The organism is Chryseobacterium metallicongregator (assembly GCF_031324065.1).
GTDB classification, from domain to species: domain Bacteria; phylum Bacteroidota; class Bacteroidia; order Flavobacteriales; family Weeksellaceae; genus Chryseobacterium; species Chryseobacterium metallicongregator.
Window position 1 is genome coordinate 512936 of sequence record NZ_JAVIXS010000020.1, and the last position, 16718, is coordinate 529653.

The window sequence follows — 16718 nt, forward strand, 5'->3', positions numbered from 1 at the left end:
AGCTTCAGACCGCGAAAGCATTGTCAATTCAGTAAAGGCAGGTCTCCTGACTTGTAACAGTTTCCGTCATCCTTCCCGCTTTTGGCAGTGGATCTGCAAGGACAGAAACCTTTGGTGTGTTACTTACAGTTGCGCGACAGCTCGTGATTTGCACACGATTCCCTATTAATCTACCTTAAGTAAAACCTTTCCTGTTTGATGAAGTATCTGTAAAGAACTGTACTTTTACCTTTGACTATGGCCATCAGTAAAAGCTTTTAATTTTGTGTAAAATTAACAATACAGAATAAAACTACAACCAACATCAAATAATTAAGCAAATTAAACTTTATAAAATACAAATAGAAGAATATAATTCTGTACATTTGACTGTTTTAATCATTTAAAAGAATAATATTCTGTGGAACAACTCGATGATAAGGATTTGCAGCTGCTCAGGCTGCTCCAGAAAAATGCTAAACTGACCGTTAAGGAACTTGCAAAAGAAATCAACCTATCCACCTCACCTGTTTTTGAAAGGGTAAAAAGACTGGAACAGGATGGGTTTGTTAAAAGATATGCAGCCGTTCTTGATGCTGAAAAACTGAATCGTGGGTTTACTGTTTTCTGCCAGATCAAACTTAAAATTCATGACAGATCTGTAGGCTATGATTTTGTAAAAGAGATTTTAGAAATTGAAGAAGTTGCCGAATGCTACAATATCTCCGGAGATTTTGATTTCCTTCTGAAAGTTCAGGTAAGGGATATGAAGCATTATCAGGATTTTGTATTCAATAAGCTCGGATCTGTAGATTCCATAGGAAGTACGCACAGTACTTTTGTGATGGCTGAGGTAAAAAATAACCATGGACTCACCATTTAATGGAATAAAACCGGAAAACTCATTTATTCTTCAATCCATTTTCTGAAAGCAGATGTGTTGCTCTGGCTTGTGATAAGATGATCTTTCTGCCCTTTTATCTGAACGGAAAGTGTATTTTTATTGTACCGCTCTATTCTTTCAATATGATGTTTCTGAACAAGCTCACTCCGGTTGATCCTGAAAAAATCAGAAGGATTCAACTGCATTTCAATTTCTTTTAAAGTAGATTCATTCAACAGATGTTTTTTTCCTGCTGTATCAAAAGCAAAAACAACTCCTTCTTCTGCTCTAAAGAAAGAGATCTCTTCCGTATTGATAAAATAAAGTCCCTGGTGTGAACTGACAGTGAATCTTTTCTTATAATTTTTCTGGGTATGGTTGTTATTCAGCATTTCCTGAAGTTTTGCCAAAACATCTTGCGGTTCTGAATGAGTTTTTCCTAATAAAAGAAATTTATCCCATGCTTTTTGGAAACGGTTCTGTGAAAAAGGCTTTGGTAGATATTCAATTCCGTTGCTTTCAAAGGCATTCATCCAGAACTGATCATATGCTGTGGTGAAAATAACCGGACATGAAATATTCACCTGATCATAGATTTCAAAGGCATTTCCATCCAATAGTTCAATATCGGAAAAGATCAGATCAACAGATGAGTTTTTTAAGAAAACAATTGCCTGTTCTACGATATCAATTTCCGCAACAATTTCAATAGGAGTTTCCAGTTCGCTGATGAAACGTTTTAATTTATTTCTTGCAGGAATTTCGTCTTCAATGATTGCTACTTTTATCATATTTTATGCTGGAATTACAGGAATGGTAACCGAAAATTCAGTTTCAGTTTTTAAAACATCTACCTGATGATCAGTTGATAAAGCATATTGCTCTTTGAGATTGTTCAGTGCCCTCCCTGAAGTTTTTTTACGGTTTCGTTTAGGGATTACATTATTCGAAACGGTTATTGTCTTGTCTATTTTTATTATGATCCGGACAGGTTTATCAACAGTACCAAGGTTATGTTGAACCGCATTTTCAAGTAACAATTGTAATGAAAGCGGGATGATATAACCTGATGATTTAACAGAATTGATTGTTAATGAATACGCATTTCCGTATTTGTATTGTATCAGGTTAAAATATTTCTCTGCAAAGGCCAGTTCTTCTTCCACAGACACTAATTTTTTATCAGAAACGTCTAAAACATAACGGTATATTTCGGCAAATTCATTCAGAAAATCTGAAGCTTTATGTTTGTCTTCTTCTATTAACTGATCCAGAATATTGAGATTATTGAATAAAAAATGAGGATTAAGCTGGGTTTTCAACTGATTAATTTTACTTTCAGACAGGGCATGATCATATAGAGCCAGTTGTTTCTGATATTCTGTATTTTTTTTGTAGTAACGGTACGCCAGAAAAAAACTTCCATAGATAAAGCCTCCGATCAAATCTGAAAAAGTAGAGAGAATAACAACTTCCTGATTAAAATTTTTCTCAACTTTTCCAAAAATAAGAGCAATCACAAAGCCTATTATTTTCATCACCAACAAGTAAGTCAGCAATGAAAAGCTGAATATTTTCAAGACTTCAGCAATGCTGAACGTTGATGATTTCTGCCAGTTTTTAATAAAAAAATCAATGACAAAAAACAGAATACAGGAACTGATGAGTGTAACAACAGCCGCTTCCGGAGTGAAAATATACCAATCCAGTGTTCTTCTTATGCCAATACGGGTATGAATAGACTGTACATAGGCAAACAAAAGGATAAACAGCAGGAAATATCTGTTTTGATTAATTTTGTTTAAAAGGGTTTTCATCGGTTTTATGAAGGATCACTTTTTTACAAAAATAGCCTTATATTTTTACAGGGGTGTTTTTACAGTATTATTTTTTTTCAGGAAATGATGCGGTAACGTTTCCGTTATCATCTAAAAAATCCAGTTTGGCTTCATTATTTTTATCTACACAGAATCTGGCTCTGGGCTTTCCTTTGCTGTCAAATAAAAAGAGCCCGTTATGTTCATCTTTGGTTTTCCCAAGCATCATTCTTGGTGCGCCTCCAATAAGTCCCTGCTGTTCATATTCTTTGTACTTTTTCTGTGCTGCTTCAGGATCTTTCATCTGATCCAGCTCCGCAAAGATTTCCCCTGTTTTTATTTGTGATTCTTTTGAAGGACGGTCATTGAAATAAAGTCCGCTGGATACTACTCTTTTGTCACCTTTCTTATAATCCTGGGTCAAAAGCTGCATGACCTGATCTCCGTCATATTGATCGTAAGTTAGAGATAATCCTGAACTGTGGCCGTTCTGATTTTTCTGTCCGTCATAGATAAAACCTCCGCATTCGATTCCTTCTTCATTGAAAAAGAGCATACCGGAACGTTTCTTTCTTGTTTTATTGGTGGGCCTGCTGTTTATTTTTTCTTCTCCTGAAGGAAATTTTCCAACATTGGTAATGATCATTTTTACCGTACCGTCTTTTTCTACGATATTAATTCTTTCCACATCTATTTCTGTAAATTTCTGATTTCCTGATGTTTTAAAGGCTGAAGCGGTTAAAAATACAATTCCAATGACTGCTGTAAAGGCAAATGTTCTTAAAAAAATGAGCTCTCTGTTCATACTGTTATCTTATTAATTGTTTTGACAGGTCAAAGCTATGATAACCGTGTATGCCATTCAATCAGAAAACAATGAACTAAGGAAATAACGAGATGAATGAATGACTTTCACCATTGAGTATTTTTATATCCTTCTTCTTTCATATTTGATCCGGGAAATAAAAACACCCATCAAAAAATGACGGGTGAGATATAATGGTAATTTTCAGCAATTAATTGACTGCCGGATCAATAAGCGTTGGTGTTAAACCTAATGATTTCAACAGGTTTTTGCTGTCAAAAAACAATGTTGCATAATGTTTTCCTTTTTTAAAAACCAGTTTTGATCCACCTGGGAATTCACTGTCAGCTCCTAATTTTTGTGTTTTAGCATTGTATTTAGTGAACCTGGTTTTACTATCCTGTAATGTACTTTTATTCAGAACAAGGCCAAAAGGAAGTCCTTCCACCACTAAAGATTTATTGTCTGAAGTTGTGAAAAACATCTCATTGACAACATTATCTTTTGCAAGACCACAATAAAGCTCCAACCCTGTTTTCATTGGCCATTTTGCATATTTTTCTTCATTGGCATCTTCATAAAAAACGGTTTTTATATTCAGTGCTTTTGATATTTTATCGGGTGTCTGTGGGAAGATAAATTCTGAATTCTTATCCAATAAAGAATTCAAAGCGGCTGTTTTTTGTGAAAATACAGTCACACTTAATGCCAGAAAAAAGAGGGTTACAATGAAATTAAATGGTTTCGTCTGCATGAGAATGTTTTAAAATTTTAATAATTTGATGATTAAAGGTATTAAAATTACACAATTTGTGTGATATAATTCTATGGTGAAACCTTATCTGTAAAATTCCCGATTTTACTTCTTTTGCTGCAAATTAAACACCGTACCAGCAGGATCAGTAATCCAGTGCATGTTGTCAGGAAGTTCTTCAATCTCGTCACAGGTTTCCACACCATTTAACTTCAAATATTCTGTTGCCGTTTCTACGTCAGGGACAGTGAGTTGTAACCAGGTTTCGGAATGGGTATAATTGTCGACACAATCCAGCCAAATAATATTATTCCCGAATTTTACCTCGTGAGTTCTGGAAACAGTAGGATTATTAATGGGTCTTTCCTCCACTTCTAATTTTAAAATTTCTCTGTAGAAGGCAACTGTTTTTTCATATTTATTTTTGGGAATTTTTATAGCGATATTAATTCCTGCTTCAAATTTTGGATTCATCCTCAAGCTATTTTAAAAAATTATTCAGATAGTTCAGAATCATTGCCGTCTGCATCATCAGACTCACATGAGTTTGTCCCGGGGCAATAGCCAATTGAGATTTCGGCATAGCCCCCATGTCTGCAAAAACATCACCGCCTAATAGTTTATAGGTTTTTGAGAGTTCTGTTTTGTCCAGTCCATCATTATCTCCGGCTATAATTAAAACAGGTACAGGAATTTTAGAAATATTACTATCACCAAGATCAAAAGGTTGTCCGGCGGAAGCCATCATCTGCTCCAGAAATGGAGTCCATTTTGTTTTATCTGGTGCTACAGCATTATAGGCAGTATGCATAGGACTGTTTGTAAAGAGGTCGGGTTTCATTCCTTCAAGCGCTTTATTTACTTCGGGCAGCCAGCCGTTAGTTTTATAGGTTGACGAAATAATAACCAGTTTGTTCAATCTTTCCGGACTCTGTATCGCTAATTGATAAGCCACTTCCCCACCAAAACTATATCCTGCAACATCAGCTTTATCAATTTTCAGATAGTCCATTACCTTTGTAACATCACTGGCTAAAGTTGCATGGGATAACTTCCGTTCTGAAAACGGGGTATGTCCGTGTCCCTGTAATTCAATCGCTATTACTTTCCTGTTTTTAGACAATTCAGGAATCAACTCGCCCCAATTCAGATCAATGGTCATAAAGGCGCCATGTAACAGCACAATAGGCTTTCCTTTACCATAAACTTCATAATACACTTTGATTCCGTTGGCAGGTGCATAGCCGCTTTCAGATGGTTTTATTTTTTGCCCATATATCTTAGATACTGTAAGAAAAACAGTTAGGACCAATAATGCAGAGAATTTGAATAAATTTTTCATAATATTATCAGATTTGGTGGATTAAACTTTTAATCAAAATTACCAAGTCATTCTGAAACCAGACTTGTCACAAGGCAAGATTTTATTGAAATAAAATGAATTTAAAACAACTGAATCTCAAAACTTTCTCCACAAAATATTTTTACGCAATTCCATAAAACAAATACAAAACATCATACAATTAATCAATTAAAAATAAATATTTTTACAATAATTCTACAATAGTTGATAAAATTTGATTAATTTCGAATAGAACTAAACTTAAAAATTATTATGAAAAATTTAAAGAAAATCGAAAGACAAGAATTGAAAACAATTAAAGGTGGAATTGACTGCAGAGGTGGTCAGCTATGTTTAATCGGTGGTAAGTGGCAATGTATGCCTTACGACGGATGTGGCGGTGGAAACCAGCCTTAATCTTAAGTTTAATACAATTACTTGACTATGAAAAATTCTAAAAAAATTTCAAGAGACCAATTAAAGAGTATTAATGGCGGAGCGGTAAGCTGTTCTGAAGCATGCTGCCCACCTCCGGGAATCAAAAGATGCCCTTGGGTGATTTGTGTAGCACCATGTGAGATTTTAAGTTAAAGAAGACTCTATTCTCAACAATAAACCCTGCAATTTTGAATTGCAGGGCTTTTTATATTCGTAAATATATAATTCAGATAGAAAAAATCTAAATGTCCTTTTCAAAAACAATAATTTATTTATTTACAAAATTTTGCATCCTATAATGCTCAATTGCTCTTTGTTTAAGAGGGTTTCTACTCCATTCTTCCCATTCACCAGTGTAAGGATTATAACCACATTTCAAAGGCTTGGATATATCGAGGCCTTCATTGTTTATGCCTGTTTGTTCAGTATAGGCTCTACAATCGGTACAGATATAACGGAATTCGCAATCTTTACAGACCTCAATACTATCTTTAGTTAAGTTCCAGTATTTCTTAAATTCAGGATGATTGAGAGCACTTTCCAATGTTGTACCTTTTATATTTCCAAAACTTTGAGGCATTGAGGGACAATTTTTAATGTTGCCGTCTGTATCAATTGATATTTTTTTGTGAAGACAGGAATTATGCTGCTTTGCTTCAAGATAAAAGTTACGGTTAAGATTGATATTTTTTAGATCAATCAGCCCACAACTTAAAGGAATATTAATTTTATTTTTAATAATACTTAAATGAACATGATCTAAAGTTTGAGTACCTTGTTCATTCGATGAATGCAATATAAAATGAAGAAATTTATTTGAAATTTTGTAGTGATTTTCTTTGACAAATGTGACCAATTGTGGGTCATAATTTACAACAACCGACACTTCATTAATACTGGCATCATTAAACAAATTTAATTTACTAATCACTTTTATTACATCATTTAATTCCAGTTCTGAAAATCTGATTTGTATATATTTAATTTTCAAATCACAAATCTGTTGTACTAGTACACCATTTAAAACATCAGAATTGTTCGCATCCAAAATTAAATAGTCAACATAAGAAGGAGTTTCTTTAAATTCTGATGTATTCTGAAAAGTTGATAATTCTTTCTTAGAATTTAGAATAACACCTAGTTTATTCTCTAAGATGAAATTAAGGTACTCTTCTAATACTTGTGAGCTTTCATTATCTAATTGTTTTTTTAATACAGAATAGTTTTGATTTTCATTTGATAATAAATCAAAAAGAGCAATTGGAATAAATTGTAAAAATCCAGTACTAGCATCTAAAATAATAGAATTTTTAGCACCTCTAGTAATTTTAACTGAATCAAATAGTTTTAAGAACATGTTTAATACAAAAGAGAATAATGTTTTTGTGGACGAAAAATCTTTGTTTTTCTACTTTGTTTATATTTATTTTCGGAATATTTAACCTGAGACACGCTGTTACTTTTCTCCCATTCTTGTAGAGAATATTCAATTCCTTTTAAGTATAGTTCTTCTTTTTCTTTTATAATAAATCTGCAATATATTTTTCTATCTGATAATTCCCATAATGACTGACTTGGTGAAACTGTCCTAATGGATTCACTTCTAAAAAATAGTATTCTTCATCAGACTTTAATAAATCAACTGTCCCACACTTTAAGTCGAGTTTCCTTGCTAATTTTAAAATTCTCCTTTTCAGCTCTGGTGGAAGCACAAAAGGGAGGTACTTTTTGTCTTTCTCTTTTATGTTCCTAATATCAACACCACCCGAAAAATCAAATGTAGCAATTGCCCAAATTTGTTTTTCAAAAAAAAACACCCTTATTTCATAAAGACAATGAATTTTTCTTTGGATTAATGAAGGTATAATATTCTCTTTTTTATTATGAATACTATTTAGGTCTAGTGCATGTGTGTAGTTCAAGTACAAGTCATCTTCAATGATAATAGGCTTCATTTCAGAGACTGCTTTTGTAATATAATCCTGAGACATATCAATCTGTCCCAAGTCATTCATTCTTGATAAAACGTAAGTATCTGGAATTTTTAAGCCCAAAGATTTTGCTAAAAGTAAAACTTCTAATTTATTAACTTCTTTGGTAAAGAGGTTTCCAAAGACACGAACACCATTTACCTTGAAATAATAGTAGATAAAATCTGATATGGATCTAAGTTCCGAATTATAAAAATCAACTAAACTACTATCTATTTCCCCTGTTATTGTATTGTAATAAATTCCCCCATTTCTATAGAACACTGAACTGAAGTCTTCTAATTTATACTCAACGTCTCCTATAGAAATTTTGAAAACATTATCTTTTAAATCAAAAAAAAACTTTATTGATATGTTGATTCTCACTTAAACGAACAAATTCTTTATTTTGATAAGACAACCAAGTACAAATTTCATCGGTCATAGTATCATTATCAACACTAATGAGTAGTATCATCTAACTTAATTAGGTACTTTTTAAATAACTCAGCATCATTATTATTGTTAAACTGAAAACCCTCTATAGCAATATGCGTAAAAATATAGTCCTTATTATTTAAAAAGAATATATTTTTTTGAGCTTCTTCTTCAGTTGATGTCAGACCTATTAATTTTCTTTTTCTGTCGATCTCTATTATTTTAGTATTTACTTTTGCAGCTCTCTTTTCTGGTAAGATTGCTTCAGATATATAGCAGCAATCTGCTTTCTCATCTTTCAAAATAAATTGATAAATTTTAAAAAATGAATAATCCTTTGTTCCATTATTTAAATCAAATAATTGCCCTGCTACATGGGGATTAACCTTTCCTTCATTTAAGGCCTTTACTAATTCATTTGAAAAATTAACTTTCTGACTACTATAAAGATTAGTTGCTAATTGATGCCAAATAATGTAATAAAATTTTTGATAAAACATATTATTTGCCGAAGTCAGTCCTATATTATACTCATTAGGAAATCCTTTTTTTTGAATCAATTTAAGTAAGTTTACAGATGCAATACTGTCACTTTTAGTAAGTTCTTTTTTGTAAGCATTGTAATTTCCTCCTGATAATTTTCTATAATATTGGTCAATCTCATATAATGAATCTAATTTGGTTTTATATTGTAAGTCAATCTTATTTTCACAAGATTTTACTTTGTATTGATTTAAATTTTTAAAATTTTCAGAAGCAAAATCATTTTTAAATTCTTTTCCTAAACATTTCAAAGATTGATAATTGTGATAAGCAGTTTCAAAATCCCTTGTCTTTAGAGCCACATTCATGCTATTTTGTAAATCTTTTGCATGAGGATACTTAAACTCTTGAAAAGCTTCTTTATATAGATTGTTTGCAGCCGCCAAATCATTGGTAATAATTTTATATTCAGCTCCATTTGTTAGCTTATAATATTTAATAAGATCTTGATTTGTTAATTCATAATCTTGGGCATAGGATAAAAAATTGACTACTATAAACAGAAAAACTAATATATTTCTCATTGATATTTATTTATAACAAATGAGAAGCATAATTGCTTCTCATTTATTTTTAATTTTTAAGGATTACAAGACTTATCTATTGGATATGTTCCATTATACCCCATACCTCCGTTATGGAAATCCAAATCACTTGTATACCCTGTACATACACATGCTCCTCCAGGACCAGAAGGCAATTCAACTTCCCCACCACCCGTAACACTTGGCTCAACAGATAAAAACGATTTTACAGGTTTTCCTTCTCCTCCTAAAATCTTGCATAGCATCTCATTTTGAAGTTGAAAACTTCCTAATTTTTGTAATGATTTTGTTTTCATCAAATAATTTTTTTAAATATTAATGTTTTGTTATTAGATTCATTGTAAATCACATCATTTATCAATGAATCATATAACAAACAAACATATTCCCCAGAACAAAATCAAATTTTATTAGATATATTTAAAAATTTTAGTTATTCAAATTATTTAATATATTAATACAAACATTCACAATAGTTTACATTTCATAAAAAAATTAAATACGACCGCTATTTCATCAACTAACTGAGTGGTTTTTTGATTTAAATTTTAAATATTTATCATTTGTATTTACAGACTGATCTTATTAAAAAAAACTATTTAATCCTCAATATTAAGAACTCATTTCAGGATTGGTTCATATTCCTATAGAAAAATAGTGTGCTATTTTCAAGGTATAAGATCAATAACAGGATAAGAATTTGGTTTTAATCAGAATATAAATCCTTATTTAAGTAAATACTTTTTAATAATTATCTTGAGTATATAAAAGCCCAGAAAAACAGAAAGAAGAAAAAATAAAAAATAAAAAAACCTACTGATAAAATCAGTAGGTTTTTATTTAATATTTGCGGAGAGTGAGGGATTCGAACCCCCGGACCTGTTACAGTCAACAGTTTTCAAGACTGCCGCAATCGACCACTCTGCCAACTCTCCTTTAACTCCGGTAGTACCGTTGTTTTCAGTGGTGCAAATATAGAAAGTTTTTTATTACTGACAAAATATTTTTTCAATAAAATTCGAATTTCTTGGAGTTTTAAAGGGACAGTTGTGTTCTCAATTAGAGAAAACATAGACTCTACAATCTCAACATCAGATATTTAAACTCAGAAACGAAATATTTCTACTTGTATATTTTTTTAAAAATATTTTTTATCCGTAATAATATTCGGTAGTAACATCTCCGCTGAATGCTGGGTATGCATCCTGTTTCTCCATATGTAGCTCAAATAATCTTTCGCCATTTTGACTTCCTCCCCGAATCTTTAAAGAATGCCATCCGTTTTCCAACGATAGCGTAATACTGTTTTCCTCATTAATGGTAGTAATATCTTTTAAATAGCCAATTCCTACAATTTTCACTTCATTATTAGCCGTCTGAAATACCCAGCCTCTTGACTCGACCTCTACTTCCTCATCATTCAGAATTTTTTCTTCATTTACAGAAACCCGGAATGCGTAATAGTCTTCCTCCACCCCTATAATTGGAATAGCAATTCCTGATTTTGTTATTTCATCCCCATGTTCGTTTTCTACAAAATATTTTAAAATATTATTACCTGCAAGATGATTTTCTTCCAGATATTTTGCTAAAAGCTGTGGACTAAACACCACGAAGCCTTTAAGTTCTGAGAATATTTTCTTCATAATATATTTGAATTGGATTTGGATTAAATATTTAAACTCTATTGCTGTGCTTTTGACTTACGGTCCATTCCACATCAATACAGCAATCAGGTTTTTCTTAGAATTTCAGATAAATAATTGTCTTTCTCTATGAGAAAATCATTAATTATGACAACAACTTCATCTATATTTTTTAAAAAGATTTCCTGATATTCTCTTGCCGGCTTATCCAAACTGTAAACAATTTGGGAATATTCATATTTTGATAATCCGATATAGATATAGTAAGGTTTTTCGGAATTCCGATTGTAGGTTATGTCTATAAAAAGTTTTCCTCTTACTGCTGAAAAAATCAATTCTATATCATCATACAAACCTTCATCTCTTATCAGATTATTATAAACAATGGTCCAGCTTGAAATTTTTAAAGGGATGAGCTCTTTTTTTGATGGATTCAGATATTCTGATAATGCATTGTAGAATTTATCAATTTGATGACCTGTCTCTATCGTTTTATAAATAGTTGCACCATCATGATGCCATTCTCCTAGCCTTCTGGATAGTATGCACAAATCAAAAGAATATCCTACATTGATATTTTCATAGGAAACTGAAATAGTTTTTCCTGTAATGTGATTTACAGCACTAAACAATAAGGTATCATCAAAAGGGATATCCTCTATATTATAATTTTTGTCTATAAAAACGTTTGCATCAATACTCCATCCGCCTTCCACCTGAATTCCAGTATTTACGATTCCTTTATCTTTCATTGTTATGGATAATTTGCTTTTTTTATATAACTATTGGCATCTGCTTCTGATATCGGATGGCTGTGTATGGTACCAGAAGCCACTTCCACTCTCATAAACCTTGTTTTTTCTCCCATATTATATCCAATATCGGTAGGATGTTCATAAATATAGTAAGTAACTCCACCATTCGGCACTACATTACCCTTTCTCATAGCATCAAATGCGGCTTTTTTCTCAAAATTTTTGAAGTTATCTTTTACTACATCCGGGAAATATGATCCTTCGGGTTTGCCACCTACTCCTTTAATACTTCTGGCTTTAGCATCTTCCATAGAAGTTGCCTGAATATGTTTAGTAGCGTGAATAGACGGAGGTGTAGGCCTTTTTGATTTTATAATTGAGCCTCGTTCTGCTTTTCTTCGTGACCAACCACCATCAACCTCTATTAATCCCAGCGGATCAATTTCCGAATTACTATCATGAGTATAAGCATACAGATTAGGATTATCTCCAAGCGGGCCTATTGGGTCCTGAGAAAGATAATTCCCGTTTTTCCCATCATAATACCGGAATCTATTATAATAAAGTCCCGTCTCTTCATCTTCATACTGTCCTTGCTGCCGGAAAGGAATGAAGGATTCTTCTCCTTTTACATTTTCAATTCTTCCGAAAATATCATATTCAGCACTCCAGACCAGATTTCCATCCTCATTATAAGCCTGCACAGGTCTCCCTATATAATCTGAAATAATGGAGGCCTTTCTGTTTCCTTCAATCTTTGCAGATGGCACATGGCTTCCTGTTTCATAAACCCATGTTATTAAATTCTCTATGGGCTCTTGCCTATTTATAATATTTCCTTCATCATCAATTTCATTGACAGGTCTTGCCTCAATATCATAATTCCATTCATGTAAAAGAACATTACCATCCCAAATATAACGAGTTATTTTCTGCCAGCCAATTTTAGAAATTCTTCTCCCCAGTGCATCATACTCAAAGCTTACTTCCTTGCCATCCGGACGTTTAATTTTGGCCAGCATTCCATTAGCACTCCAGGAATAAGCCCAGTCACCGGATTCCCATTCCGTTTTTTGAATTTCTGCTGAGGAACTATCATTCACATTAGGTAAAATAATACCTTCCGGCATTTTCGGGCGACTAAGCCAATCTGAGGCAATAGCTTTGTAATAAGGATGGGCATTGTCTGATTTTTCTTGATGTTCCGGTCTTACATTATTGATCACCCTTTTGCTCTTTAATAACAAATTTCCTTCTTCATCATAATGATAAAACCAGTTTTTGTCACGCATCAGCTTTCCACCTTTATCATAGATACGGTCGGTACGTTGTATACTTTCATATAAACAGCCTGTTTCATCAGGATTTTTATGCTGAACTTTTCCGTTGGAATATTCTGCAGCAGCAAGACTCCCGAATGCGTCATAATCAAATCTTGTTCTACCACCTTTTACTCTGTCAAATATAGTCAACAAACGGTTTCCTTCTCCCCATATATAGTCTTTATGAAAAGTAGTATTTGTTTTATGAGTAATTACTTTCTGACTAATAGGCATTCCGAGATGATCAAATTCAAAAGTACTTTCCACATTCCCGGTCATTTGACGGCAAATCATTTGCTCATTTCTACGGGTTTCAACATTCATCTGCCAGGGTAAAATTACCTCTGTAGTGCTGGCGGAAATATTTCTAAGCTGTCCCAGATCAGTATAGGAATAATCAATTTTCGCTCCTAAGCTACTTTCCAGACCAATAAGATTAGCCAGCTGATCATATTTATATTGAACTAAATGTTCCCCTTGTTTTTCATGGGTAATCTGCCCCAACTGGTTTCTCTGAAAGCTAACACTACTATCTTCGTTATCCGCTTTGATAAGCAATCCTGAAGTATCATACTGATATGCTTCCCAGGCTCCGTCCGGATAATCCACCTGTGTTATTCTTCCTGCCAGATCATATTCATAAAAGATTGTACTTCCCTGAGGGGTTCTTCTTTGGGTTATCAAACCATCTTTATCACGGATAAAGACAGTTTTGTGTCCCTCAAAGCCTGTTTCACCAATAATTTTGTTATTATTATCTCTTTCAAAAATATAGACCTCTCCTTTTTCATTGGTCATGCTTACTAAATTTTCGTAAGCATCATAGCCAAATGCTAGTGCTTCTTCTTTTTTATTGGTGAATGCATTCCGGCGGATCTGCCGCTTCAAGCTTCCCATTGGAGTATAACTCATCAACCATTCTGCACGGCCATCTGTAGCATAGACAGGGAGGTCATAGGCATCGTAGCGAAGTTTCAATGGCAATTGCCCCTGTTCATTCACTTCAACCACCCTTCCCATTTTATCTCTTTTCCAAAGAGTTCTGCTTAAAGGTTTCGGGCTAAAGACCAGCAACCTTCCATAGGCATCAAATTTCCAAAATTGCTCACTTCCGATAGTATTGGTAAGCTGAATAAGCTGCCCTCTATCATTATATTCGTAAGATGCCGTAACATTTTCTCTTATGCACCTTTCCGGAAGCCTTTTCCCATCAGCATATTCATAATAAACATTTTCTTCTGCCGCATCTGTATGACTGATTAATCTTCCGTGCTCATCATAATTCCATGTTTCAGAAGCTCCCGAAGGTGAAAAACGGGCAATAACCTGTCCGAACTCATTATACTGATAATGATATTCTTCTCCATCAGGACTGTGAAAAGTCTTGATATTTCCCATTTCATCATACGTATACCCCTGAACACGTCCTTCCGGACTTCCTATCATTTTCAGTTCATTGTATGTTGTAAAGTCATACCAGGTTTCTCCGCCTTCTCCATCTACTTTTTTATATACAAGAAAATGATCATCATAATAATAACGTTCTGTTTTATTATCTTGTTTAGGGTATATTACTTCTGTGAAGCCTTCTTCATCATTATAATGAAAACTTCCTTCCATATATCCATCCAAACCATTAGTATATACTACCCTACCTTTTTTATCATATTTCCAGATATAGCTCATCCCATTCCGGTTGACTCTTCTTACAATCTGATTTTTCCCATTATATTCAAAGACAATCGGTTTTTTGTGAATATCCCAGACATGAGTAAGATTACCCCGTTCATCATAATCGTAGCGGACTTGCACATCTTTTTGGTTTTTATAACAGTAATAAACTGCCGTTATCTTTTTATACTCAGGGTGAATAGTGGTTTCTATACTCGTTTCAGAATTAACATCTTTTATCCTTTTTAGAACAATATTGCGGCCTTCATACTCATATTCACGAATGGTTCCGTCACCATATTCGATCCTTGCAACTTTATATATCACTCCTTCTGTAACATGATGAAAGCGGGTATAAGTGTAGATATCAGTACCTTTGCGAACAACCCAAATACTGCTGTTAGGTCTGTACTGCCAGATTTTCTGATCTCTGAAGTAGGTCATTCCTTCTCCGATCTCAGGTACGGGAACAAGCATGGCTATATTTTCTTCAGGATGCATCCATCCGGCAAATTTGTTATTCTCTTCAGGAAGGATAAACAGATCGTGATTATTAAAAACACCGTTTCCTAAAGGTCCAAAATCATAAGGTCTATCGCTGTGCCATTTATTTTTCCAGATTAAAGGGGTGTTCCCCAGAATTTCGAAATCCTCCCATTCAAAAAACATAGCACCCGTTGCAAAATTAACAGGTTCCAGTCCCCAATGACATAATTTCTTAGAAAGAGCATTTGAAAATTTAAACTTATTGAAAGGAGCTTTTTTAAGGACACTGTTATTAAGCTTTTTTAAACCATTCGCTCCCAGTTTCCCTATTTTCTTGGTTAAACTTCTCATTAAAAACATTCCGGCAAGACGCATCAGCATTTCTCCGGGTGTATAAGTATGAGGAATAAATGCTCCTCCCACCAATACAGGTCCGCCCGTATTGATCTGGATATACATGCTTGAAAAGTTATTATAGAAAGCAAAATAAGCCAATGGATTTTTCTTCGGTTTATCAGGCATTGCAGGCAGCATGGTCATTCCGAAAGGGAATCCCATACAGGTTAATACCTGTTGAGGCTGATTTCCGCTCATTTTACTTCCCTGTGCCAGAACGGTCTGTGAACCGTAATACACTTCTCCTTCATGGGGAGCTTCCTGAGGGAAAGGAATGAGATACACCGGAATAAGCGATGTAACGTGTCTGAATGGAATAACCACTCCCATCACACTGGTTGTAGTGGTTGCCTTATGTCTTCCGTGAACATATATTGAGCCTCCCATCGGAATACTTTCTGGAAGAGAGGGCATCAGATTTCTTGCAAATTGCGGAATCGGAATCTTGATAGTAATATAATCCATAATATCAAAAACAATCCCGATAAACGGATGTGGCAATGGCAACGGAATAAACATGAATGAAGGTGGTGGCGGAATGAGAGTCCAATGGATATCAATGGCCAGCACAATATCAAAATGTTTACTTGTATGCTGAATGGCTGTGGAAGGCATTGCAGGGTTATTGATTTTAATCAGTTTTACTTTGCTTTCCGGAGCTGCTCTTTCTGCGGTCACAGCACTGTCTCCACCTCCGCCTCCGCTACTTTTTGCTGACTGATCTGCATCTCCGCCAGCAATGGACTTCACCATAGAAACAGGATTCAGGGAATCAAAATTATTTTTCATTCCGTTCTTCCAGCCCTGTGTGGTTTTATCCCAACTTACCGAAGTAACGTCTGCGTTTACCTTCCAGGAGCGGTCCGGGTTCATGTCCGGTTTTGCTACCTTGATCGGTTTTACTGTTTTTTTATTCAGATCTGCCATG

16 protein-coding genes, 1 tRNA gene and 1 riboswitch are annotated in these 16718 nt (G+C 33.9%); of the genes, 3 read left to right on the forward strand and 14 right to left on the reverse strand.

Annotated features, from left to right (window positions below; translation table 11 throughout):
• Positions 1-19 precede the first annotated feature (19 nt).
• Positions 20-205: riboswitch (cobalamin riboswitch) on the reverse strand.
• 195 nt (positions 206-400) lie between these two features.
• Positions 401-862, forward strand: a complete 462-nt coding sequence (locus REB14_RS20235) for an Lrp/AsnC family transcriptional regulator (protein WP_309523107.1) — start codon at positions 401-403, stop codon at positions 860-862.
• A gap of 23 nt (positions 863-885) precedes the next feature.
• On the opposite strand, the gene REB14_RS20240 is transcribed toward REB14_RS20235, so the two are convergent.
• From REB14_RS20240 to REB14_RS20265, 6 genes are all read right to left on the reverse strand, one after another.
• Positions 886-1653 (reverse strand): LytR/AlgR family response regulator transcription factor, encoded by a 768-nt coding sequence (locus REB14_RS20240; protein WP_309523108.1) that lies wholly within the window; start codon positions 1651-1653, stop codon positions 886-888.
• A gap of 3 nt (positions 1654-1656) precedes the next feature.
• The gene (locus REB14_RS20245) at positions 1657-2679 is read right to left on the reverse strand and encodes a sensor histidine kinase (protein ID WP_309523109.1); all 1023 of its coding nucleotides are present in this window, start codon (positions 2677-2679) and stop codon (positions 1657-1659) included.
• A 67-nt stretch (positions 2680-2746) separates the two neighbouring features.
• Positions 2747-3484, reverse strand: coding sequence for a hypothetical protein (locus REB14_RS20250; RefSeq protein ID WP_309523110.1), 738 nt, complete (start codon positions 3482-3484; stop codon positions 2747-2749).
• Positions 3485-3695: 211 nt separating this feature from the next.
• The gene (locus REB14_RS20255) at positions 3696-4238 is read right to left on the reverse strand and encodes a hypothetical protein (protein ID WP_079241356.1); all 543 of its coding nucleotides are present in this window, start codon (positions 4236-4238) and stop codon (positions 3696-3698) included.
• Between the two features lie 105 nt (positions 4239-4343).
• Complete coding sequence (locus tag REB14_RS20260) at positions 4344-4712, reverse strand: VOC family protein (protein ID WP_309523111.1); 369 nt, start codon at positions 4710-4712, stop codon at positions 4344-4346.
• A 7-nt stretch (positions 4713-4719) separates the two neighbouring features.
• Positions 4720-5580 (reverse strand): alpha/beta fold hydrolase, encoded by an 861-nt coding sequence (locus REB14_RS20265; RefSeq protein WP_167595387.1) that lies wholly within the window; start codon positions 5578-5580, stop codon positions 4720-4722.
• A 273-nt stretch (positions 5581-5853) separates the two neighbouring features.
• On the opposite strand from REB14_RS20265, the gene REB14_RS24245 reads away from it, so the two are divergent.
• Positions 5854-5997 carry a bacteriocin-like protein gene (locus REB14_RS24245; protein WP_002980068.1) on the forward strand — a complete coding sequence of 48 codons (144 nt, stop codon included), beginning with the start codon at positions 5854-5856 and terminating at the stop codon, positions 5995-5997.
• A gap of 27 nt (positions 5998-6024) precedes the next feature.
• Positions 6025-6171: a bacteriocin-like protein gene (locus REB14_RS20270; RefSeq protein WP_309523112.1), complete on the forward strand. Its 147-nt coding sequence runs from the start codon at positions 6025-6027 to the stop codon at positions 6169-6171.
• 115 nt (positions 6172-6286) lie between these two features.
• Here the strand turns inward: REB14_RS20270 and gwsS are convergent, their stop codons facing one another.
• From gwsS to REB14_RS20310, 8 genes are all read right to left on the reverse strand, one after another.
• A complete protein-coding gene (gwsS, locus tag REB14_RS20275) occupies positions 6287-7375 on the reverse strand; it encodes a grasp-with-spasm system SPASM domain peptide maturase (protein ID WP_309523113.1) in 1089 nt (362 codons plus the stop codon).
• Between the two features lie 163 nt (positions 7376-7538).
• Entirely contained in the window at positions 7539-8375 is an 837-nt protein-coding gene (locus REB14_RS20280; RefSeq protein WP_309523114.1) for an ATP-grasp domain-containing protein, read from the reverse strand.
• A gap of 74 nt (positions 8376-8449) precedes the next feature.
• Positions 8450-9493 (reverse strand): hypothetical protein, encoded by a 1044-nt coding sequence (locus tag REB14_RS20285; RefSeq protein WP_309523115.1) that lies wholly within the window; start codon positions 9491-9493, stop codon positions 8450-8452.
• Positions 9494-9549: 56 nt separating this feature from the next.
• A complete protein-coding gene (locus REB14_RS20290; RefSeq protein WP_309523116.1) occupies positions 9550-9810 on the reverse strand; it encodes a hypothetical protein in 261 nt (86 codons plus the stop codon).
• Between the two features lie 554 nt (positions 9811-10364).
• Positions 10365-10449, reverse strand: a tRNA-Ser gene (locus REB14_RS20295).
• Positions 10450-10665: 216 nt separating this feature from the next.
• Complete coding sequence (locus REB14_RS20300; RefSeq protein WP_079241354.1) at positions 10666-11160, reverse strand: hypothetical protein; 495 nt, start codon at positions 11158-11160, stop codon at positions 10666-10668.
• A gap of 86 nt (positions 11161-11246) precedes the next feature.
• Positions 11247-11912: a hypothetical protein gene (locus tag REB14_RS20305; protein WP_309523117.1), complete on the reverse strand. Its 666-nt coding sequence runs from the start codon at positions 11910-11912 to the stop codon at positions 11247-11249.
• Between the two features lie 2 nt (positions 11913-11914).
• Positions 11915-16717: an RHS repeat-associated core domain-containing protein gene (locus REB14_RS20310; protein WP_309523118.1), complete on the reverse strand. Its 4803-nt coding sequence runs from the start codon at positions 16715-16717 to the stop codon at positions 11915-11917.
• Position 16718: the final 1 nt, after the last annotated feature.